Origin of the sequence: Frankia sp. Cppng1_Ct_nod, from assembly GCF_920656135.1 — a bacterium.
GTDB lineage: Bacteria > Actinomycetota > Actinomycetes > Frankiales > Frankiaceae > Protofrankia > Protofrankia meridionalis.
The window spans coordinates 1-22,504 of the sequence record NZ_CAKKTK010000002.1 but is presented as its reverse complement, the minus strand read 5'-3'; the positions used below and the strand labels follow the sequence as shown (position 1 = coordinate 22,504).

The 22,504-nt window shown below is 69.1% G+C and carries 17 protein-coding genes; 8 read left to right on the top strand and 9 right to left on the bottom strand.

The genetic code is table 11. The features are described 5' to 3' along the window. Positions 1 to 41: 41 nt before the first annotated feature. The 5 genes from NBW77_RS00910 to NBW77_RS00890 form a co-directional block, all read right to left on the bottom strand. Entirely contained in the window at positions 42 to 1,172 is a 1,131-nt protein-coding gene (locus NBW77_RS00910; RefSeq protein ID WP_131745672.1) for a glycosyltransferase family 4 protein, read from the bottom strand. Between the two features lie 168 nt (positions 1,173 to 1,340). Then, positions 1,341 to 2,480 (bottom strand): glycosyltransferase family 4 protein, encoded by a 1,140-nt coding sequence (locus NBW77_RS00905; RefSeq protein ID WP_250279143.1) that lies wholly within the window; start codon positions 2,478 to 2,480, stop codon positions 1,341 to 1,343. Between the two features lie 171 nt (positions 2,481 to 2,651). After that, positions 2,652 to 3,368, bottom strand: coding sequence for a class I SAM-dependent methyltransferase (locus tag NBW77_RS00900; RefSeq protein ID WP_131745671.1), 717 nt, complete (start codon positions 3,366 to 3,368; stop codon positions 2,652 to 2,654). Between the two features lie 43 nt (positions 3,369 to 3,411). Further along, positions 3,412 to 4,695 (bottom strand): glycosyltransferase family 4 protein, encoded by a 1,284-nt coding sequence (locus NBW77_RS00895; protein ID WP_131745670.1) that lies wholly within the window; start codon positions 4,693 to 4,695, stop codon positions 3,412 to 3,414. Positions 4,696 to 4,807: 112 nt separating this feature from the next. Next, positions 4,808 to 5,704, bottom strand: a complete 897-nt coding sequence (locus NBW77_RS00890) for a glycosyltransferase family 2 protein (protein ID WP_175324660.1) — start codon at positions 5,702 to 5,704, stop codon at positions 4,808 to 4,810. A 356-nt stretch (positions 5,705 to 6,060) separates the two neighbouring features. On the opposite strand from NBW77_RS00890, the gene NBW77_RS00885 reads away from it, so the two are divergent. Then, positions 6,061 to 6,780 (top strand): acyltransferase, encoded by a 720-nt coding sequence (locus NBW77_RS00885; RefSeq protein WP_250279142.1) that lies wholly within the window; start codon positions 6,061 to 6,063, stop codon positions 6,778 to 6,780. 333 nt (positions 6,781 to 7,113) lie between these two features. Then, complete coding sequence (locus NBW77_RS00880) at positions 7,114 to 8,814, top strand: glycosyltransferase family 39 protein (protein WP_242605638.1); 1,701 nt, start codon at positions 7,114 to 7,116, stop codon at positions 8,812 to 8,814. 15 nt (positions 8,815 to 8,829) lie between these two features. On the opposite strand, the gene NBW77_RS00875 is transcribed toward NBW77_RS00880, so the two are convergent. Further along, complete coding sequence (locus tag NBW77_RS00875) at positions 8,830 to 10,473, bottom strand: class I SAM-dependent methyltransferase (protein WP_250279141.1); 1,644 nt, start codon at positions 10,471 to 10,473, stop codon at positions 8,830 to 8,832. Between the two features lie 97 nt (positions 10,474 to 10,570). After that, positions 10,571 to 13,156, bottom strand: coding sequence for an HAD family hydrolase (locus NBW77_RS00870; RefSeq protein ID WP_131745668.1), 2,586 nt, complete (start codon positions 13,154 to 13,156; stop codon positions 10,571 to 10,573). Between the two features lie 261 nt (positions 13,157 to 13,417). On the opposite strand from NBW77_RS00870, the gene NBW77_RS00865 reads away from it, so the two are divergent. From NBW77_RS00865 to NBW77_RS00845, 5 genes are all read left to right on the top strand, one after another. Beyond that, positions 13,418 to 14,344 (top strand): ABC transporter permease, encoded by a 927-nt coding sequence (locus NBW77_RS00865; RefSeq protein WP_131745667.1) that lies wholly within the window; start codon positions 13,418 to 13,420, stop codon positions 14,342 to 14,344. An 87-nt stretch (positions 14,345 to 14,431) separates the two neighbouring features. After that, the gene (locus NBW77_RS00860; RefSeq protein WP_250279140.1) at positions 14,432 to 15,781 is read left to right on the top strand and encodes an ABC transporter ATP-binding protein; all 1,350 of its coding nucleotides are present in this window, start codon (positions 14,432 to 14,434) and stop codon (positions 15,779 to 15,781) included. Further along, positions 15,778 to 17,142: a glycosyltransferase family 2 protein gene (locus tag NBW77_RS00855; RefSeq protein WP_131745665.1), complete on the top strand. Its 1,365-nt coding sequence runs from the start codon at positions 15,778 to 15,780 to the stop codon at positions 17,140 to 17,142. The genes NBW77_RS00860 and NBW77_RS00855 overlap by 4 nt, the downstream gene beginning before the upstream one ends. Beyond that, positions 17,139 to 18,881: a glycosyltransferase gene (locus tag NBW77_RS00850; RefSeq protein ID WP_502799408.1), complete on the top strand. Its 1,743-nt coding sequence runs from the start codon at positions 17,139 to 17,141 to the stop codon at positions 18,879 to 18,881. The genes NBW77_RS00855 and NBW77_RS00850 overlap by 4 nt, the downstream gene beginning before the upstream one ends. Positions 18,882 to 18,942: 61 nt before the next feature. Then, on the top strand, positions 18,943 to 20,052 hold the full coding sequence (locus NBW77_RS00845; protein WP_250279139.1) for a glycosyltransferase family 4 protein: 1,110 nt from the start codon (positions 18,943 to 18,945) through the stop codon (positions 20,050 to 20,052). A 371-nt stretch (positions 20,053 to 20,423) separates the two neighbouring features. On the opposite strand, the gene NBW77_RS00840 is transcribed toward NBW77_RS00845, so the two are convergent. Next, entirely contained in the window at positions 20,424 to 20,846 is a 423-nt protein-coding gene (locus NBW77_RS00840; RefSeq protein WP_131745664.1) for a TOBE domain-containing protein, read from the bottom strand. Between the two features lie 1,007 nt (positions 20,847 to 21,853). Here NBW77_RS00840 and NBW77_RS00835 point away from each other — a divergent pair. Continuing rightward, a complete protein-coding gene (locus tag NBW77_RS00835) occupies positions 21,854 to 22,030 on the top strand; it encodes a hypothetical protein (RefSeq protein WP_165485862.1) in 177 nt (58 codons plus the stop codon). Positions 22,031 to 22,138: 108 nt separating this feature from the next. Here the strand turns inward: NBW77_RS00835 and NBW77_RS00830 are convergent. Continuing rightward, positions 22,139 to 22,504, bottom strand: a 366-nt coding sequence (locus NBW77_RS00830) for a TOBE domain-containing protein (RefSeq protein ID WP_250279138.1), incomplete at its 5' end; no start/stop codon positions are given.

Sequence of the window (22,504 nt, the reverse complement as noted above, 5' to 3'; positions counted from 1 at the left end):
GGGGTATCGGGTCGATCCGCCCCGGGCCGGGCCGCCTCAGGTCACGCCTCGACCGCGGCCCGCGCGTAGCTCGCCAGGTGTGCCTCGGCGCTCGCCGCCCAGGTGAACTCCCTGGCGCGGGCCAGCCCGGCCTGCGCCAGGGACCTGCGCCGCGCGGGGTCGTCGAGCAGCGCGGCCATCTCACGGGATATCGAGTCGATGTCCGGCTGGGTGTACGCGACCGCGTCACCGCCCACCTCGGGCAGCGAGAGCCGCGGTGTCGTCAGCACCGGAACACCGCAGGCCATCGCCTCCAGCACCGGCAACCCGAAACCTTCCCCGTGGGACGGGTAGGCAACCAGCAACGCGCCACCCAGATAACCGGGAAGATCGGAGAACCGCAGATAGCCAGGACGGATGACCTTCAGGTGCGTGGGGACCACGGCGACCGCGGCGTCCACCGCGTCATCCCAGCCCGACCCACCTGCGAGCACCAGTGCGGGCGGGTCCGCACGGCCGTGGACGGCCTCGGCCCAGCCACGGATCAGGTTGGGCACGTTCTTGCGGGGCTCCAACATGCCGAGGAAGGCGACGTAGCGACTGTCGCCCAGGCCGAGGCGCAGGCGCACCCGGCGCTTGTCCTCCTCGGTCGGCGGGTGGAACGTGGAGGTGTCCACACCGTGGTACGCGACATCGGTCGCGGTCGAGTCGCCGTCAAGGACCCGGATGAGCTCGTCCCGGGTGGCCTTGGACGGAACGATGATCCTCTTCGACTTACGCACGGCGGTTCGCATCGCCGACCGGAAGAACGTCCCCTTCACGGCCGTGTGCATCTCCGGCTCTGTGAAGAACGTGACATCGTGGATGGTGACGCACACGGGCTGGGAGGTGCGCAGCGGCATCGTGTAGTGCGGCGAATGGATGACCTGTGCCCCGACCTGGTGCGCGACGAGCGGCAACCCGGTCTGCTCCCAGGCGAGACGGGCCGGCCGGTGAGCAATCGCCGCCGGTCCGGGCAGAACGGTCGCGTTCGGGGCCATCCGGCTGTAACGCTCGTGATCGGACCGCTGACACACCAGTGCCATGTCGGCGCCGGCTGCGTCCAACGCCGCTACCAGCCCGTCGACATAACGACCGACGCCGCCGCGATCAGCTGGAACCGCGGTGGCGTCGACCAGCACCCGGGGAGACACGGCGCTCCTTCCGACTGGCGGCGTTTTTACCACCGCTAGGTTCCTTGGGACCGCAAGCCGCGCGAGAAGCGTGCCGAGTGGATCGCAACCCGCGATCCACCGGGAACCCGATGGTCGCGCCGCCTTTGGCCCGTTCGCAAGACTACGCCCGCCCCCGATCGTTGGTAGTCACCCGGCTGAGAAGGCTCGGGAGCCGGTAACTCGACGGTAGAGGGACCAGACCGCCTCCGCTGCCTCATTCCAGGTAAATGCCGCCGCTCTCGCTCGTCCACGCGCGGACAGCCGGCTGCGCAACCCCTCATCCCCGGCAACGGACGCGGCGGCGGCGGCGAGAGCGGCCGGGTCGCCGACCGGCACGGTCACGACGGCGTCCCCCCCGACCTCCACCAACGCGGGGATGTCGGAGACGACCACGGGGACGCCGTGCGCCATCGCCTCGATGACCGGCAGCCCGAAGCCCTCAGACCTGCTCGGCGCCAGCAGGCCGGTCGCCCGCGACAGGACCACCGCCAGGTCCGCGTCGTCGATACGTCCCAGCAGCCGCAACCGGGTCACGTCCAGGCCCAGGCGGGCCGCCTCGGTACGCAGGTCCAGCCCGCCCCAGCCCGGTGAACCGACGTGCACCAGCGGCAGGTCGGGCGCGGCGGGCTCACGCAGCGCCGCAAGCGCCGTGTCCAGACCCTTGCGCGGCTCAAGTGTGGCCAGGGTGAGCAGGTACCCACCGGCTGGCAGCCCGAGGCGGATGGCGCGGGCGTCGGCATCCACCGGGACGGTCGTCACCGCCTCAGCCACCCCCTCACCGATGACATGCAGCCGGTCGTCCGGGATCGTCAGATGCGCCTGGATGTCGGCGGCGACAGCCCTGGTCGGGACGATCACGGCGTCGGCGTGACGGGCCGCCCGCAGGCCCATCCGGCGGTGCCAGCGGGCCCCGTGCGGGGTCAGGGTCTGCGGATGGGTCCACGGCACGGCATCGTGGATCGTGACGATCAGCGGAACCCCACGTCGGCGAGGCGGGACGAGCAGGGTGGGCGCGTGGACGATGTCCACACCCGTCGGCACCGGCCCGTGGCCGCGCAGCCAGGCGGCGGCAAGACCCCGGCGGGGCAGCGGCAGCCGGATGGGACCGAGTACACCCGCCATGGTCCCGGCGTCCGCTTCTCGTTCCGGCCGCCAGGCGCACCAGCTGATCACGGCGTCGCCCGGCCGGGCGAGCCGAGCGAGCGCGGCGGCAAGCTCCGCGGAGTACCGCCCGGTACCGCCCGGAACCGGCGCCAACATCTGGTCAACGAGGAATCCGATCCGCACGGCGAGAACCACCCCCAAATGGTCAATAATGTCACTGTCCGGGCAGGAGCGTCGGCATCGCCACGGTGGCCCTTGCGTGGTACGCCTGCCGGCGGTGCCCGTCAGAGCCCGACCGTCAGAGCCCGACCGTCAGAGCCCGACCGTCAGAGCCCGACCGTCAGAGCCCGACCGTCAGAGCGGGCCGCTCCGGCGGGCGTGGGTCAGCACGACGCTTCCGCTGCCGTCCGGGTTACACCGGTCGGATAGGGCGACGACCGGTGAGAGCACCGCGGCCGCGTTCCACCCGGCGCGACCCCCCCGTGCCGACAGCGTCAGGTACAACCGCTCGGCCCGCCGCGAGCGGAACATGTAGGTCTGACGCACCACCGGCAGACCACACTCGCCCAGCAGCTTCGTCAGATACTCGCCCGGGTAGGTGCGCCGGACGTGGTACCTCTCCCGGTGGCGGGCGGACAACTCGGGCCACCGGGCGGCACGGGTGAGCGCGTCAGCCGACATGACGAGGTCTCCCCCCGGCCTGAGCACCCGGGCCATCTCCGAGAGCGCGGCCGGGCCGTCGTCGAAGTGCTCGATCGCGCAGACCGACATCACCACGTCGAAGGAGCTGTCCGCGAACGGCAGCCTCAGCGCGTCCCCCTCGACGAGGGCGGGACGCCCACGCAGGCGGCGCCCGAACTCCAACTTGCCCCGGGCGAGGTCCAGGCTGACCGCCCGAGCCCCGCGCCGCACGGCCTGACCGGCCCAGTAGCCGTCGCCCCCGGCAACGTCGAGGACGGTTCGCCCGGTCAGTTCACCGGCCCATGCCAGCAGCGTGCCGACCTCACGGCGGCGCATGATGTGCACCTGGTGGCCCACGTAGGCCAGCGCACGGTCTCGAAGCGGGCTCACCGCCCGGCCTCCACGATGCCCGTCGGGTTCATCGCCGCACCTGTCACGAAGCACCTTTATCACCCATGATGACCCCGTCACCCATGACGGCCCCGTCACCCATGACGGCCCCGTCACCCACGGCGGCCCGCCCGGTACCGGCCGGGCACAGCGCGTCCGTCACCGTCGTGAGGTAGCGCTCCCAGGCCCCGTCCGCGTCCGGTGGGACGATCCCGGCCCGAAGGACGTCGAGCACTCCCGGCTCGTAGAGCCGGTACAGCGCGGCGGCGAGCGACGCCGGGTCCCGCGGCGCCACGAGCAGGCCGTCCACCCCGTCGCGCACCGCCTCGGTGAACGTGGCGACCCGGGTGGCCACCACCGGCACACCGTGCAGGTAGGCGAGATCTACATTCTGGGTCGCCGTCCCCGACCGGTAGGGCAGGACCAGGGCGTCGGCCGCCGCGAACAACGCCGGCACGTCGGCTGCGGCCACATACCCCGGCCGTAGGTCCACCCGATGGCCCAGGCCGAGTTCGGTGACGAGCGCGCGGGTGTGCCCGGTCCCACCCCAGAACTCCCCGGCGACGGTCAGGTGCACGTCCGGCGGACCGGTTGCCAGCGCTCGCAACAGGACGTCCAGGCCCTTGTACGGCCGGACCAACCCGAAGAACAGCAGTTTCCGGCGGGAGCCGTCCGCTCCACCGGCCGGGTGGACCCCACCGGCCCGACCCCGCGTATCACCGGCCACGCCGGCCACGCCGGCAGTGCCCGACGCCGTCCACAGATGCGGCGCCATCGTGGCCACCGAAACCGGCCGACGTGTCAACGAACGGGCCCGGCAGGCCTCGGCCGGGGCGTGCACGAGCACCCCCGTCGAGCGCCGCAGCACCGCCCGGACCAGCAGCTCGTCCATGGCGCGCCGCTCGTGCGGCAGCACGTTGTGGCACAACGCGAGCGCCACCGGCCGGTAGCCCGATGACCGCGGACCGGCGAGGCCGCCCGTTCCAGCCGGTCGGAGGCCGGCCAGGACGGACAGATAGGCCGGCGCCTGGACCGGGGCGACAACCACAATGATTACCGCGTCCGCCTCGCGGCGCAGCCGCCGACCCAGCCGGATCCACGAGTCCGGCCGTCGCCACGAAAGCGGATACGACGTCGCCGGGAACGGTTCCAGTTCCGGGCTGCTCACGTACTGCTGACCCGGGTAGAGCCGGGCCGGATACTGCGCCGACCAGGATTCGATCCGGACGCCGTGCCCACGGACCGCGAGCCGGTGCGCAAGCTCCGTCGTGTGCTGGGCGACACCACCCTTGTAGGGATGGGTCGGTCCGATGATGGCGATGCGCATGGCCTCCCTGCCCGTCCCCTGTCCGTTCACGGTTGCCCCTTGACGGTTGCCCCTTGACGGTTGCCCGTTCACGGCCGCCCGTTCGCCGTTTCCCGTTCACGGTTACCCGCTGTCAGGTGTCACTGCGCGATCGGGCGACCAGGTCGCCGATCAGGGCCAGCACCACGATCTGAAAACCGACAAGAATCGCCAGCAGCGTGGACGTGGTGACCCGCAGGTCGTAACGGATCAGATCAACGATCAGTTTCACAAAGCCCAGCCCCATGATCCATAAAGCGATCGGCATCAGCACCCTGATCGGATCGAAGTACATGACCATCCGGAGCACCTGAAGGATGTAACGGCGCGCGTCGCGGAACGGATGGAACTTGCTCTTTCCCGACCGCTTCGCATAGTCGATCGGGATGTAGTCGACGGGATGCTGATTCGACAGGAACGCCATCGTGATCGTTGTCACGCAGGAGAATCCCGGTGGCAGCAGCCGCAGATACGGCAGGGAGACCTCCCGCCGAAACGCCCGCAGACCCGAGTTCAGATCGGGAATCTTCGTCCCGGACAGCCGCTGCGCGATCATTCGGATGAACCACTTGGCCGGCACCCGGGCCCACTTGTGGGTGCCTTCCTCGGTGGTGCGCGCACCGACAACCTGGTCGACGTCGGGATTGGCGTCAAGATAGTGGATGAACTCGGGAATCCGCTCGTTCGGGTAGGTCATGTCCGCATCCGTCCAGACCACGATCGTCCCACGGGCGTCCTGGGTACCGATCCGGCGGGCGGTGCCCGACCCTCCATTGCGGCGGAACGGTATCAGCCGCATCGTGGGGTACCGATGCGTGACACCCCGCAACAAGGGCAGGGTATTGTCAGTCGACTTGTCGTCGATAACCAACAGCTCATAGCTGTAACCGCTCGCGTCCATTGCCGCGGTGATCCGGTCGAGCTCGCGAACGATGTGGTCCTGCTCGTTGTAACACGGAAGGACGACCGTCACGTACGGCGCGGCTGGTATCTCCGGCACCGATCCGACCCCGGACCGCTGCCAGCCGACGGTGGGCGCACCGGTACCGACAGCCTCGTGGACAATATTGACACTCACGTCGATGTGACTCCTGATAGCCGGCCGGGAACTACAGGTTCGCCGGTGCCGCCGAGATCAACCGGGGCCTCGGGTCGGGCCACACTCCTTTGCCTCGGTTACATCGGTCTACCTGCCAGAATCGCACGGCACGACAACCGGCCGGCAACGGAGGCCCGTACCGACCCCCGCCGGCGAAACGCGATCATCGGGAGTTCGGGGAACGTCGGGCAGGCGGCAGCGCAACGGGCTCGCGATCACCCCCGGCATACGGGTTAGGCTTACCGGCCATGGGTGGGCTCAATGAGCGTCTCGGCAGTCACGTCAACCAGCTCAACCGGCAGTTCGTGAGCGATCTTCGTGAATACGCCCGGCACGTCCGAACGCTGCGCCCCGGGCGGGAGACGTCCGCGCTGTCCTTCGCCGCCGGGCTGCGTTACCCGCTCGCGCACAGGCAGCCGATCTGGATCGGATCGCCGACCGTGATCGAAGGACGTGAGCGCATCGAGTTCGCCGAGGGCGCGGCCCTGCGGGTCGGTCTCGGGCCGTTCGGGATCTCGACCCGCCGGGACACCTCCATCCTGCGGATCCATCCCGAAGGACGGCTGCGCTGCGAGGGGATCGTGTCCGTTCAGCGCGGGACCCGGATCGTAGTGGACTCCGGACTGCTGCAGCTCGGCCACGGCACCAACATCAACGGCTTCGCGAAGATCCTCGTGCGGGAACGGGTGAGTATCGGCGCCGGATGCACCGTCTCCTGGAACACCCAGATCCTCGACAACGACTTCCACCCCATGACCGTGGACGGCGTGGAACAGCCCATGAGCGCTCCGGTGATCGTGGAGGACCACGTGTGGATCGGCACCGGGGCGATCGTTCTCAAGGGCGTGACGGTCGGCGAGGGCGCCGTCGTCGCGGCCGGCGCCGTGGTGACCCGGGACGTTCCGCCGAAGACGATCGTCGCCGGCTCGCCGGCCAAAGCTGTCGGCCAGGTCGACTCCTGGCATTAGGAGCGCCGACAGCAAGGGCGCAGGCAGCAAGGACGCCGGCGATAACGACACATCCGCAGACTATCACCGATAGTATCCTTTCGCGCACCCGGAGCATTCGCAATATCGGGCACACGGCAAATTCCGATACGCGCGGCCGGAGCGGTCGAAGCATGCGAATCATTGAATTCATGAATATTCTTCGGCATTTTCCGACGAGGCCCGGCTGTGGTTTTGCGACCGTGGCCACCCGCTGACAGCCGGACAATCACCGTCCGGTTGGGCGTCCATTCCGACCACTAAGTACTATGGCAGCCATCCGCAACCGGAAGGGAATACAGCTCCTTGTCCGCTGTGATGGAGGCCTCGCTCGAGACCCCGCCCGCCACCATTGCGGCACAGCCGTCCGGTCACAGCGCCGGACCCGACCGGTTCGGACCACTTCGGCTCCTGCGCCGGACCCCGGGGCATATCTGGCTGATCACCATGCTTTTCGGCCTGCTGCTCGCTTCCTGGTCGGTCCTGGTACCCCAGTACCACGCACCGGACGAACCGAACCAGGTCGATGCGGTCATGCGGCTTGTGCAGGGCAGGGGATGGCCGCATCCGGGCAGTGCGGTCGTGACACCGGACGGTGTCGGAGCCATCCGGGTATCGCCGTTCGGTAGCCGCGACAACCCCTACGGGCTCACCGTCCATCCGATCCCCGAACGCGACGCGGTCCCCCGCGCACAGCGGCCTGCCTGGAACGCCCTTGCCCACCGGTGGCAACCCCTCGGTTCCGTCCAGCAGATCGTCCAGCATCCGCCGCTGTACTACTGGGTGGGCGCGGCGATCCTCAAAGCGATCCCGGGCGGTGGGGACACGCTGCGCTGGGACGTGACCATCGGTCTGTTACGGATGATCAGCGTGTTGATGGTGACGCCGCTGCCGCTGCTGGCCCACGCGGCCATGCGGCGGCTCAGTCCCTCCCCGGCCGCAGCGACCGTTGCCGCCCTGACACCCCTCGCCGTACCGCAGCTGACCCACATCGGTTCGACCGTCAACAACGACAATCTGCTCGTCCTGCTCGGCGGGCTGGTCACGGTGACGGTCGCTTACGTGCTGAGCGCGGACACGTCGGCGCGCACCGCATGCTGGGCAGGTCTGTTCACCGGGCTCGCCCTGCTGACGAAGTCCTTCGCGGTGGTGCTGATCCCGATGGTCGCCGCCGCATACCTGACCGGGTGGCTGCGCGGCGCACGTTTCCCGGTGCTACCGGTCGCGCTGTTCGGCGGACTCGCGATCGCGGCAGGCGGCTGGTGGTGGTTCGTCAACATCTTCAGATGGGGCACGGTCCAACCGCAGACGCCGGGTTTCCCGCCGGGCGAGTATGTCGGCGGGAACTGGGACGTGTACTGGACCTGGATGTCGGAAACCCTGCTCGGTCGGTGGTGGGGGTCGATCGGCTGGTACGAGGTCGACATACCGTGGTCGGTGGTACTCGCCGCCTCGACCGTCGTCCTCGGCCTGGCCGCCTGCGGCATGATCCGCGCCCATGACCGGATCGGGCGGACGAACCTGCTGTTCATGCTGTGGCCCACGTTCGCCCTGTTCGTTCTCGTCGGAGGTCAGGCAGCCATCCATGTCGCGGACACCGCGCACATCACCGCAGTCTCCGGGCGCTACCTGTTCACCGGTTTCACCGGGGTCGCCGTACTGATCGGCGCCGGTGCCGCCGCACTCGGGCACCGGTTCGCCCGGTGGACGCCGCCGGCGGCCGTCGCGGGGGCCGCCGCCATCCAGGGGGAGTCCGTCCGCCTGGTCGTCAACCATTTCTGGCGGCCCGACGGCGGCGGGCTCACCGGGTCCTGGCATGCCATGGCCGCCTGGTCACCGTGGGCACCGACCGGGGTGAAGCTCGTCTTCACCGCCACCGTCGCCGCCGCCGCCCTGACTGCCGTGGCCGTGTGGCGCGCCGGCCGTACCCGGCCAACCCCGCCACCGCCCGCGCCACCGCCCGCGCCACCGCCCGCGCCACCGCCCGCGCCACCGACACCGCCCATCACCGGCTGACCGCGGTCCGATCGGTCACCGACCACGGCGGATCGACAGCACCGCCCGGAAGCGGCGCGGATCACCGATGCGCGACTTCAGCACCGCGTTGGCCAGGCGGGCCGTATGAACAAGCTTGGGTTCGTCCGCCAAGGCCGCGCGCAACTGCTGGGAGGTCCGGCGCTCGGCATCCAGTGCCCGCTCGGCCTCGGCGACAGCGTCCAGCAGCCGGAGCCTGTGCGCGGCATGTTCAGCCAGGGTCACGTCGAGCTGCGCCCACCCTCGCTGCCGCAGGCGGGCCGCCTCGGTCATCTCGTCCTGCAGGTGCAGCACCCGGAGGTAAAGATCCAAACGGTTGCGTTCCATGCGGGTGAGGAGCCCGTTACGCGTCCAGGGAGTGAGAAGGTCGCCGACCCGGGCTGCCCATGGTGCCCGCCGGTCAACGACCACGCCCAGACCGAAGATCGGCGCAACCATGTAGAAGCGCAGGTCAGGGCGCTGGGAGACAAAATCCTCCACGGCGGTACGGACACCGTTGCCGGAGCCGCCCTCGGTCAGAGCCCATGCGAACGCACCCTCACCGCGAAAACCACCCCGAACCGCGTCGACGCTGTCCAGCCGGACCCCGAGGTCCCACGAATACGGCTGACGATCCGACTCGGGGACTCGTCCGGGAACGTAGTACTGGTCTCGGCGCCCGGCGGGCCAGCCCACATCGTGCAGGACCACAAGCGGAAAATGATCGCCACCGTGAAAACCGACCGCCTCGTCGATGGTGCACAGCTCAGCGAACACCGTCGCGAAGTTGTGATCACCGTCGATCAGATAGGTGTCAGCGAGCGGCAGCCCCACCAGCGCCTGCGGACTGTAGCCTTTTACGACCTCGATGTGAACGCCGTCGTCGGACTCGGGGACGACCTCGGGGGCGGGGTCGACGACAAGCAGCCTGCCACCGCCGTGACGTCGCAGCATGTCCACGAGCAGCGAGGTGGTGACACCGCTTTCCGCACCGATCTCGACGACGCTGCGTGTCCCCGCAGCCTCCAGCAGCGGCAGCCACACCTCGCGCAGCTCCGCGAGGGAGTGCAGCAGCAGCGGCCTTCGGGTCCGCTCCGTGACGGACTCGACCGTGAACCCGGGCTTGTCGAGACCGATCTCGCAGCGCTCGGGCTCCTCAGGGCCGTCCCGGTCGCTCAGGCCAGGGGCCTCGCCCCGGTCGGGGTCCGCGGGCGGTGGGGATGTGCCCTGTGCGGTCGGGACGAGCCCGTCGCTGTCCGGTCCGCCAGGACGGTCACCTGCGGGACGACCGAACCACGGCGAGTTCAGGGACGGACGCCCGGCCGGGTCGACATCCCGGGCAACCCCGTCCCGGGCAGTCCCGTCCGGGGCAACCGGACGCGGGACAACCGCGTCGCCGACACCTCCATCGTCGACAACCCTTACCGCACCGTCATCCAGACCCGCACCGTCATCCAGACCCGCACCGTCATCCAGACCCGCACCGTCATCCAGACCCGCACCGCGCCCGAACTCCTCGTTCCGGGTGACATCACCGACGGCGGCGCCGTCCACAGCTCCATCGTCCACAGCGACCCCGTCCACCTCGTCCACCGCGACCGCCTCGTCGCGATCGACCAGATTGTCCCTCGTGGGCCGGTTCGCTGAGCTCTCCGGGTTCACCGGGGTTGTCCTACCCACCATCACCGCGGACACATCCGTCACCCCGCAGTACCTGCGGAAACGGGCTGCTCACCCATTGTCGATGAAACGCCGACGGTCAGAACCTGCCGTCGAGTTCACGCCGGAGTCGACGGACGGCACGACGCGGCAGCGGCATGGCCGCGGCCTGCCGATCGACGATCCTCAGTTCATCGGCACGGATCCCGAGCCACCCGAAGGCGATCTCGACATCAATGGCGTAGGTCGCCGCGAGATGCGCCTGCGACACCGAGTCGAGGGCGTATACGAACTGCGGGTCGTCGCTGACGATCTCGATCAGGTTCGACTGCAACGCCCGTGCTCCGACGAGATGCAGACGGGCGTCGTCCAGCACCGATGTGATCTCGACCGGGTACGGCTCGGCGGCGTTGTTGAGGTGGAAGGACAGCCGCAGCCAGTCCAGCCTCATCAGCCCACGCCGGCCGGCCGGGTCGACACGCACACGGCGGACGCCGACCCCGTCGACCCGCAGGCGCACCAGTGACAGCCCGTCCCGTCCGGAACGGGTGACCGCGGCCTTCTTCGGGCCGTTGACGAAGTCCGCCCCGGTATCGACGTAGACCTCGACCGGCCCGGCGGCTGCCTCCGGGGAGACCTCGACCGCGCAGATCCCGGCGGACGCGGCCAGTCCGCTGACGACGGCCAGCGGGCGGTTCGCCACGGCCGCCACCCCGGCCGGCCAGTAGAGCTCCTGCATCGGGATCTTCTCAAGATCGGCCGGGGTCAGGTAGGGCATCCGCCGCAGGAGGTCTGCCGGCAGCAGCCCCTCGGACACGTCGGACCCGAAGTTGTCATCGTGCGCCCACACCCCGAATGCGAACGCCTCCTCCGGGGTGGGCCGACTCACGAAACGCGCGAGCGTGCGCAGGGCCGCAAGCCTTGCCCCGTCGTCGGACAGGGACGGCATCGGCGTCTCCGACCGGCGGTAGCGCAGCCATTCCCGCTGGTAGGCAAGCACCCCGTCCTGGACGGCGACACGCTGCGCGATCTGCGTCCGTGACGTGTGGTCGGTACCGAGAACGGGATTGCGGGCCTCGTCGAAGCCGACCAGCGAACCGACATCGGGCATGCAGAGCTGCTCGAGCACCTCGGGGCTTCGCATGACCTGGGCGAACAGGGCGTCCGGCTCGCCCCCGGAGGCGACATAGCCCTCCAACCGCAGACCGGCAAGGCGATGTGCCTGGGCGGCGACGTTGGTCGCCAGATACAGGCCGACGACCTCGACCTCACGGCCCGAGGCGCGCAGCAGCCGTTGCAACAGCGCCTGGATGGTGCCGCCCCAGCCCAGGTCGACGACGACGATCGTGTCCGCATCACCGAGCTGGGAGTCCAGGTAACGCAGGTAGCGCTCACGCAGCCGGCTCGCGGTCATCACGATCTCGGCACGGACCCGCTCGTCGCCGCACAGGGCTTCGAGGGTGTCCTCCAGCAGACCGGGAACGTCTAGGCGCCGCTCCGCGAGCGCGGACAGCCCCGTCACCTCGTCCAGTCCGACCCCGAGCTGGCGCAGCAGCTGCCCGACGCTCGGCGCGCGCCGCCGTACCAGGAAGCCCCGCAACTCCTGCGGGCTTCCCTCGAAGACGTTGGCCAGCGCGCACACCTGCCGGGAGGCCCACAGCGTGGGCGCCTCGACCCCGCGGTCGCGGCCCGGCTCCTCTATCACCCGGGCGAGAAACGCCCCCTCGCGCATCAGGCAGTGAACCCGGTCGACTCCGTAGGCCGCCGCGCGTTCGGCGACCCACTCGCCGAAACCGGCGAACACCGGGCCGAAGACGGTGGCGCCGGTCTCCCAGTGGCGTCGTAGACCTGGCGGAACCGATGCCGCATCGGCGCGGTGCAGGGTGCGGGCACGTAGCGCGGTCATGCCGTAGTCGCCGTGCACCGGGTCGATCGGGGTGTCGGAGGTAGGCCCGGCCTGCATCCCTTCCAGGGCCAGCGTCGTCTTCAACCCACCCGAGTACTTCGGGTAGTGGACGGCGACGATGCCGTGTTCGCGCGCGCCTTCGACATCGGCCACCGGGTTGTCCCCGAGGTGGACGACCCGGGACGGCTCGACGCCGGCATCCGCGAGGACATGGGTGAACAGACCGTCGCTCTTACTCATCCCGGCATGACTGGATGTGAGGATCTTCGTGAATCTGATGCCCGCAAGCTCCGGCCGGTGCAGCAGCCGGGCGAGCTGGTCCGGGGAGAAGTAGGTGTCGGAGACCAGGTAGACGGGCCGGCCGAGTTTGGTGATGGCGAGTTCGGCGAGCTCGGCGACGGCGAGGTCGGCCCGGCAGACGTCCCGCTCCAGATTGACCTCCAGCATGACCAGATCATCAACGCTGTCACTGCTGTGAAGGGCTGGGAGCAGCAACGACCAGATCTCGTCCAGACGCGCCTCCAACGTGTCACGCAGGGACTTGCTGCGCTGGCGTGCCCGGGTCTCGGCATGTACCCGGAGCTGGGCGAACTGCGCGGGGGACACCGACGGCGCCAGCAGCCCGGCCGCAGCCAGCCGATGCCCGAGCAGCAGGAAAGCATGGGCGGGCTCGGGCACGAGGCGCAACAGCAGCGTGTCGAACACGTCCAGAGTCAGGACCTCAGCCCCCCCGGACTCCAGCTGGGACCAGACCTCACGAAGCCGGACGTCGGTGAACACGGGCGTCCTCCACAGGCGGCCACCGCGGCGACCTCCGACGGGCCGGCCCGTGTCCGCTGGTGTTGGGACGGCTGCCGGCCGGAGCTGACTGAACGGCCCGATACTATGAATCGGCTTTGGACCTCCGGTCACCGGAGTGCCTTACCCGGCTCACGTGTCACCGTGTGTCGATCCGTGGCGTGGATCGTCTCCAGCGCGCCGGATGTTGCCTTGTCACAGAAGTTGCCTTGCCATGAGGGCGCGGTTCACGGAAGGTTGCCGGTGTCGAACCTGATTGACGAGCGGTCCGCACCCGCGGCCCAGCCGGACAGGCAGGACCCGGCTCTGCGTGCGCCGGAGCCGCGGACGTTGGAACGCCGCAGCCGCGCTCAGACCCGGGTGCGCTGGGAGCTGCTGCGCAACCTCATCCGCAAGGACCTCAAGGTCAAGTACAAGGGGTCGACCCTCGGGTTTGCCTGGTCACTGGCGAACCCGCTGCTGCTGTTGGCCGTGTACACCCTCGTCTTCCAGGTCATCATGAAGAGCGGGGTGCCGCGCTTCGGGGTGTACCTGATGTCCGGCCTGCTGATCTGGAACGCCTTTTCCGCCAGCGTGTCCGCGGCCTGCGGAAGCGTGGTCTTCAACGCGAACCTGGTGAAGAAGGTCCGTTTTCCGCTACCCGTACTGCCGCTGTCCGCGGTCGGGTTCGCCCTCGTCCACTTCGTCCTGCAGCTCTTCGTGCTCTTCGTCGTGGTCGCGGCACTGGGCTACAGCTTCGTCGGACCCGGGCTGTTCCTGCTGGTACCGGCGTTCGCGGTAGTTATGATCTTCACCGTCGCGCTGTCCATGCTGGTGTCCGCGCTCAACGTCCGCTACCGCGACACCGAGCACCTGTTGGAGGTGGCGCTGCTCGCCTGGTTCTGGGTCAATCCGATCGTGTATCCGGTCGGGCTGATCCGCAAGGTGCTGCACGAATGGACATGGGTCTACTTCCTCAACCCGATGGCGACGGTGACGGCGACCTTCCAGCGAGCGATCTACAAGGCGCCGTATGTCAACCCCGCCAACGGGCAGACGATCCTGGCCGATCCCGGCTATCTGTTCTATCTCGAACATCTCGCCATCGCGGGGGCGATATCGCTGGCCCTGCTCTGGTTCGGAGTGCATGTGTTCCGCCGCCTGCAGGCCGACTTCGCCGAAGACCTGTAGCCGGCCCACGCCGAAAGTTGACGGGCCGAAACGAGGTGCGATCATGATTTTTTCCGCGCCTCCGCAGGCCCCGAGGAGGGTATGGACGTGTCCGCGCAGCAGTCACCAGCCGAGCCGGCCGTGATCGGCGTTCCCGCGGATGCGGCGGACGCCGCGGCCGAGCCCGTGTCCCTGTCCGTGGATGGCTTGCCGAGCACCGGTACCCCGCGTCAGACCCCGCCTCCCGCCCTGGCCGGAAACACGCGCGGCGAAGGACCTTCCGGCGCGCCGGTCGTGATCCGGGCGACCGGCGTGGGGAAGAAGTTCGTTTCCTACCACCGGCGGGCAACCAGCCTCAAGGAGCTGTTCGTCCGTCGCGGGCAGGCCAGCGGGGACGACTTCTGGGCACTGCGCGACATCGACGTGGAGATCGGTCGCGGCCAGACCGTGGGGCTGGCCGGGGCGAACGGCTCGGGCAAGTCCACGTTACTGAAGGTGCTGGCCGGGATCCTGCGCCCGACGAACGGCGAGGTTTCGGTCACCGGGCGGATCGCGTCCCTGCTGGAACTGGGCGCCGGCTTCAACGGTGAGCTCTCGGGACGGGACAACGTCTACCTCAACGCCTCGCTGCTCGGCCTGTCCCGGCGCGAGATTGACCGGATGTTCGACTCGATCGTCGACTTCGCCGAGCTCCCCCACAAGATCGACAATGAGGTCAAGCACTACTCCTCCGGCCAGTACGTCCGGCTCGGTTTCGCCGTGGCCGTCCATGTCGACCCGGACGTCCTGCTCGTTGACGAGGTACTGGCCGTCGGGGACGAGGCCTTCCAGAAGAAGTGCCTGGCAAAGATCGACGAGTTCCGGGCCGAAGGACGCACGATCCTGTTCGTCACACACTCGCTGGACCTGATCGAAGGCATGTGCGACAGGATCCTGGTCCTGGAATCCGGCTCGCTGATCTTCGATGGCGCGCCGGGCATCGGCACCCGACTGCTCCGGCAGCGGCTCGGCAGCCTGCCCACTAACGGCCCGGTGCCCCACGAGTACGCCAGCGTCCGGCCCATCTCGGTGGTCTTCGCCCCGGACCCGGGCAGGCCACCGCAGGTCCAGTTCGATCCGGGCGAGAAACTCACGCTCAGCATCACCCTCGACGTGGCCGAGGACGCGCCGGACCGGCTCTACCTGCACGTATACGTGCTCGGCCAGGACGACCTGCCGATCTGGCTGATGGAGACACCCTCCGGCGGCGTGCCGGGCACACCAGGCACCCTCACCGTGGACTTCACCGTGCCGAAACTCCCCGAGCTGTTCGGCGCGTTCGCGACCAGCGTGCACGTCTCCGACGCGGCCACGGGTGATGTGATCACCCGCCGGCGGTTCGACGACCTGTTCGGGATCAGCGGGTCGCAGCCCGGCGGTCTGCTCAAAGTCGATTACGAGGCGAGAACCCGCACATGAGCACCCGTCCTCCCGGCGACCCGGGCCCGCTTGCCACGGTTGTGATCGTGAACTGGAACGGCGCGCACCTGCTGCCCGCCTGCCTGGACGGACTCGCCAAACAGGTAACCGACTTCGCCTTCGAGACATGGGTCGTCGACAATGCCTCGCTGGACGGCTCCCGGACGCTGCTGGCCGAGCGCTACCCCTCGGTCCGGATCGTCCCCTCGGGGGTGAACCTCGGCTTCGCCGGCGGCAACAACCTCGCGTTGCGCGAGGTCACCACCGCATACGCCGTCCTGCTCAACAACGACGCGGTGCCCGAGCCGGACTGGCTGGCGAATCTGCTGGCCCCGTTCACCGCCGCGGACGGCGAGCGCCTCGGCGCGGTCACCGGCAAGGTCGTGTTCCTCCCCCGTTTCCTGCGGCTGCGGCTGTCGACCCCCACGTTCACCCCGGGTCCGCACGACTCGCGCACGCTCGGCGTGCGGGTGTCGTCGGTGACGGTGAACGGGCGGGAGGTCCTGCGAGAGGTCCTCTGGGAGAAGCTGACCTTCGGCTCCGAAGGCGGTTCGGAGGCGCCGTTCTTCTGGACCCGTGGCGACGGTGAGCTCTGCGTCCCGGTACCGGACGGCGGCCCCGTGACGCTCGGTTTCACCCTCGCCGGCGAGACACGCAAACCCGTCACGCTGAGCTGGGACGGTGGTTGCGCCACCCTGGATGCCGACTCCCGGCCGTCCACCGTGGAGTTGACCGTCCCGGACGGGGTGGAGCGCGTCGATGTGATCAACAATGTCGGCGGGATCGTCCTCGCGGACGGCTACGGTGCCGACCGCGGCTACCAGCAGATCGACACCGGGCAGTTCGCGGAGCCCGAGGACGTGTTCACCGCCTGCGGGAACGGCATGGCGATCCAAACGGCGCTCGGGCGTGAACTCGGCTGGTTCGACAGCGACTTCTTCCTCTACTACGAGGACACCGACCTGTCCTGGCGCATCCGGGCCCGCGGCTATGCGATCCGCTACATCCCGACCGCGATACTGCGGCACGTCCACTCCGCGTCCAGCGTCGAGTGGTCTCCGCTGTTCGTCTTCCACACCGACCGTAACCGTTTGCTGATGCTCAGCAAGAACGCGAGTGCTCGAATCGCCCTGGCAGCGGTCGGCCGCTACCCGCTGACCACGTTTTCGATCGCCGTGCGGACGCTCCGCCAGGCATGGGCGGCCCGTAGCCGGCCGGCGCTGAGGCCGATCTGGCTACGACTCACCGTCATCGCCTCCTACCTGCGCCTGCTCCCGACCATGATCGCCCGACGCCGAGCGATCACACGGACCGCGAAGGTGCACCGCCACAAGCTGGAGAACTGGCTGGTGCGACGATGACCAGACATTCGGTCACAACACAGCAGGCGGCGACAGCCCCGGCGACCAGCCGGCCGAAGGACACCACGCGGACCACCGCACAGCAGCGGGCCGACCATCCGGCGGAGAATCCCCCCGACCCGGGGGAGACGCAGCACGCCGCGCAAGCCGCTGCCACGCCGGGTCCGGCCCGCGGGGTACGTGTCGCCGTCTACAACCGGTTCTGGCATTCCATGGGCGGCGGGGAACGCCACAGCGGGATGATCGCCCAGGTGCTCGCCGCCGAAGGCGCCGGCGTCGACATTCTCGGCCACTCCGACGTCGACATGGACGCGCTCGCCGCTCACCTCGGGCTCGACCTGTCCGGCTGTCGCTACCGCCTCGTTCCGGACCGCGGCGACGACGCCATCGCCGCGCTCAGCGCCGACTACGACCTGTTCGTCAACGGTTCGTACATGAGCCGGATCGTTCCCCGCTCCAGACACGCGGCATACCTGTGCTTCTTCCCGACCCCGGTCGACCACGACACGTCACCCTGGCGGAAGGTCGCGGTCCGTGCCTGCGGCCCGCTGCTGCGTGGCGTCCGCCCGGCCGTCACCTGCGGGACAGGCTGGTACCCACCGGAAGGCGGCCGTCGCCGCCAGTGGATCTGGACGAACGGCGAAGGCGTCCTGTCGATCGCGGCCGGTGGCGCCCGAGAACTGCGCGCCGACATCGGCCGTCCCGGAGCAACGGGGACGGCACATCTGCGCGTCCTCGACGCCGACGGGCAGACCCTCGCCGCCATCGAGGTCGGCGCAGCGTTCACGCAGGTCGCGGTGGCACTGCCCGCATCGTCCACCGGGGCCGAGCTGACACTCGCCAGCGACACGTTCACCCCCGCTTCGCACGGACCGGCATCCCGGGACGTACGCCAGCTCGGTGTGGCGGTCAGCCGGCCGCGGGTGGCCGAGCAACGCGAAGGGGTCCGGGCCCGCCTGGGACTGCGCTTCCCCTGGCTGCTGGCGGACCCGCGTGACCTCGGCTACCTCGGCGCGTACGACGTGGTGATGGCGAACTCGGTCTACACCCGGGACTGGGTCCGCCGGCTGTGGCACCACGACGCCGACATCCTCTACCCGCCGATCCAGGTGGAGCGCCTCACCCCGGCCGAGAGCCGGGAACGCGCGGTCCTGACCGTCGGACGCCTGTTCGCGCCCGGTCTCGGGCACGCGAAACGGCAACTGGAGATGATCGAGTGGTTCGGTGAACTGTACCGCTCGGGCGCACTGCCGGGCTGGCGGATGCATGTTGTCGGCGGGTGCGAGGACTCCCAGCTCCCCTACCTGGAGAAGATCCGGGAAGCCGGCCGCGATCTGCCTGTCGAGATCCACCCGAACGCCCCGCGCCACGAGGTCGAGCGGCTGCTGTCCACCTGCTCGGTGTTCTGGTCCGCGACCGGCTACGGCGAGGACCCACAGCGCCGGCCCTGGACGGCCGAGCACTTCGGGATGACCACCGTCGAGGCGATGGCCGGCGGATGCGTCCCCGTCGTGATCGACCGCGCCGGCCAACGGGAGATCGTCCGCCACGGGCTCGATGGCTTCCGCTGGACGTCCCCGGAGCAGCTCGCCTCGTTCACCCGACGCCTCGCCACCGAGGACGGGATGCGGGCGCGGCTGGCCGCGAGCGCCATCGCCCGCGCCCAGGAGTACTCGGACGCGGCATTCGCCGACCGATGGCGGGACATCGCCGCCCGCCATCAGCTCTACGCCCGTTGACCCGCCGACCCGCCAGGTTCCCTGATCCGGACTCCGACTGACACGGAAAGGACCACGGTCGATGCGGGTCATCCTGGATGGCACGCCGTTACTCGGCCCGCGCACCGGCGTAGGCCGCTACACGGCCCACCTGCTCTCCGAGTTGCCGGCCATGCCCGGCCTGGACGTGGCCGCAACCGCCTTCACCTGGCGTGGACTCGACGGGTTCGCCTCGGCGCTGCCGCCGGGGGTACGTTGCGCCGCGCGCCGGGTCCCGGCCCGTCTCATGCACGAGGCATGGGCACGCAGCGAACTCCCCAGGCTGGAGTGGCTGACAGGTGCGGTCGACGTGGTGCACGCCACGAACTTCGTACTGCCGCCGCCGCGTCGGGCCCGTGGTGTGCTGACCATCCACGACCTGGCGTATCTGAAGTTGACCGGGACGGTCAGCGCGGCATCGGCCCGCTACCGGGAGCTGGTCCCGCGGGGCCTGCGCCGCGCCGCCGCGGTGATCACCCCCAGCGAGGCGATCGCGGCCGAGGTCGTCGACACCTACCGGCTGGACCCGGCTATGGTCACCGTGACACCGCTCGGGGTGGAGGCGGCGTGGTTCGACACCTCCCCACCGCCTCGGCGCTGGCTTGCCGCCCACGGCCTGCCCTCTCGGTACCTGCTGTTCGTCGGCACCCTGGAACCGCGCAAGAACCTGCCGACCCTGCTGGAGGCGGTCCGCGGCCTGCATGCGGAGATCGGTGACGCCCCGCCGCTGGTGCTGGTTGGGCCGTCCGGCTGGGGGCCCGCCCTCGACCTGTCACGGCTGCCGGCCGGATCGGTCATCGCCCGTGGCTATGTGGGTACCGACGAACTGCGTCAGCTGGTCGCCGGGGCCGGCGCGCTGTGCTTCCCGTCGTTCTACGAGGGGTTCGGCCTGCCTCCGCTGGAGGCGCTGGCGACCGGCACCCCGGTGGTCGCCTCCGACATCCCCGCGGTCCGGGAGGTCGTCGGCCCGGTGGCCGGCACGGCCGTACGGCTGGTACCGCCGACGGACGCGGACGCGTTCACCGACGCGCTGATCGGCGTCCTCGAAGGTGAGCCCGACCCGGAGCCCGGACAGGCCCATGCGCGCACCTTCACCTGGCGACGCACGGCCGAGCGCACCGCCGCCGTCTACCGCTCGGTCGGGACGCCGTAGCTTTTCTCCGCGTCACGCTGGCCAGCCCGGCTTCCACATACCCGGCGCCGAACCGGGCGAACCGGTCCCGGTGCTCGACCAGGATCAGCCGCCCGACCCGGCGCGCCGGCAATAACGCTTAGAGCGCCCGAGGATAGGGCGTTCGATCAGCGAGCGGCTCATCCGCGCCCGATCCGGCAAGGCGGAGGAGGAAGGCGCCCTGGTGTTGGGCGCCGACTGACGACAACGCGGCCGGGCGGGATGCGGGGAGCCGCGAGCCGGACAGTCCTATCCTCGGGCGCTCTTACTCAAACACCAACAGCCCACACCCTCCGTGTCGATGTCGGCCCGGGTCGGGCACCGGAGCCCGTGCCGGCATGGACACCCACGGTCTAAGCGGCAGAGAGCGCGACCTCCGTCGACTTGATCAGAGCGGTCACGGTGGAGCCCGGCGCGAGACCGAGGTCGGTGGCGGCGGCCCGGGTGATCGCCGCTGTGATCTCACCACCACCCTCGAGGACGATGTGCGCGACCGTCATTGCGTTACCGGTCTCGAGACTGGAAACGGTGCCGGGTAGCCGATTACGGATACTGAGACCGGCGACGGTACCTGTGGCCAGGGAGACCTCCGTCGACTTGATCAGGATATCGACGGCGGAGCCCACCGAGATCCCGAGATCCTTGACCGCATCCATGGTCACCGCGGCTGTGATGCGCTGCCCGCCACCGACATCGATCATCACTGTGCCCATCACCGCCCCGCTGGTGATTTCGGTAACGGTTCCCGCGAGCCGGTTGCGGATACTCAAGCCCATTGATCTACCTCATCAGTTCGGGACGCTGGCCAGGAGCCAACGGCTCCCACTCTCATACACCAGCCACACACATCGTCAACCTCGCTACCCGTAATGCCCAACAAGTAACAACGACGGATCGTCGGAGGGCGACTGGCGGGTCAGGGTGCGGACAGATCGTAAGCGCCCGCGTCGCCGGCTTCGCGGTCGCGCATGCGTTCTCACGGCCGGTCGGACGGGCCTGCGCCCCAACCGCGCCGGATGCGTAGCCGCAACTGCGTGGCGTCGGTAGCCCCAGCAGGAGTTCGCGCCGCCCCGGAAGGCAGGCAGATGTGGGACGTACGCATGACTGCCGAGCCGCCAGGCATCGCAAGTCACGGTGATGGTGGGCACGACGACCCTACCGTTCCTCATATACGGATCTTAGATCGAAAAATAACCGCTGTTGCGGATCCACGTGGGATGTGATCCGCGTAGCCGGTGGCTCACGGTCCACGACGTCGCGCACCGACGGGGAACGCCGAACCGTAACGATTCAACTTCCAACAGCTACCGATCCCCATCGGTAACATTCCGTAAAAATGCAAACACCCATCAGGGATCCTCACCTGCGGTACAGATCCTCAAAGATCTCCTCATTTAAAGATCCTTAAAGCTATCTGTTCCGTATCCACGGAGATGCCGTTAATCTGCCTCCAGCTGTTTCTCCGATCAACAAGACTGTGGAGGCTTCAGCCGGAGCCGGTTGGTGCCCTCGAGTCGCCCTGTATCGGTGCAGGGAAGTTCCACCTGGCCGGCAGGCCCGACCATCGCCAGTCGACATCCGCGGTTTCGGCCACGCAGACGGTACGCAAATACGTGGTCGTGAACGGCAGGGTCGGCCATCGGCTGCGGCTCGGCTTCACCAACCTCCGTGCCTTCCCGCAGCACACCCAGGTCGTCGACTTCCAGAGCGGTAAGGGCCTTGAGCACCACGCCTACACCGGCCCCCTGCTCCTCGACGTCCTGAAAACGGCTACGAGTCGGTGTTGTCCTGGCCGGAAATCGACCCAGGCTTCGGTGGTAAGGAAGTGCTGCTCGCCGACAGCCAGGACGGTGTCGGCCTTGACAGTGAAGGCCCGCGCCTGACCGCCCCCGGTGACGTCAAAGGCGGCCGGTATGTCTTCGGTGTGGTCTCCGTCACGCCCATCAAGGTCGGCGATTAGCACAGAACCGGTCCCGCGCCGATCTTAGTGGTCGCCGGTGTAGCGTCCGATCCGTCGGGCGCCACATCAATATGTGAACGACCCGCAATGTGTGAACGACCCGCGTCGTCACATGTCGGATGTGGTTCCGCCGGCGGTCCCGATGGTCGAGCTGCCGGCCGCCGGGTCGGGGTAGGTTTCGATGTCGGTCGCCTTGAACGACGCCCAGGCGGTCATGCCCGGTTCCAGACGCAGTTCGGCGAGAGCCGCCGGGGTGACGTCGGCGAGCACCGGCGGGGTCGTGTCAAGTGCGATACGGGCCCGGTCGCCCAGCAGTTCCAGGCCGGCGACCCTGCCGGCGAGGGTGTTGCGGGCGCTGCCGTGCGGCTCGACGACGCCGAGGACGACGGCGGACGGCCGCAGCGCGGCCAGCACCGGCCCGGCGATCGCCGTGTCCGCGATGGTCAGCATGCCGCCACCGGCCAGTCGCACACT

What these genes read in the sequence shown, in the direction of transcription:
- NBW77_RS00840 (WP_131745664.1), bottom strand. Translation starts at nt 20,846, where the DNA reads ATGGGCTTGAGTATCCGCAACCGGCTCGCGGGAACCGTTACCGAAATC.
- NBW77_RS00845 (WP_250279139.1), top strand. Translation starts at nt 18,943, where the DNA reads ATGCGGGTCATCCTGGATGGCACGCCGTTACTCGGCCCGCGCACCGGC.
- NBW77_RS00895 (WP_131745670.1), bottom strand. Translation starts at nt 4,695, where the DNA reads ATGCGCATCGCCATCATCGGACCGACCCATCCCTACAAGGGTGGTGTC.
- NBW77_RS00855 (WP_131745665.1), top strand. Translation starts at nt 15,778, where the DNA reads ATGAGCACCCGTCCTCCCGGCGACCCGGGCCCGCTTGCCACGGTTGTG.
- NBW77_RS00885 (WP_250279142.1), top strand. Translation starts at nt 6,061, where the DNA reads ATGGGTGGGCTCAATGAGCGTCTCGGCAGTCACGTCAACCAGCTCAAC.
- NBW77_RS00850 (WP_502799408.1), top strand. Translation starts at nt 17,139, where the DNA reads ATGACCAGACATTCGGTCACAACACAGCAGGCGGCGACAGCCCCGGCG.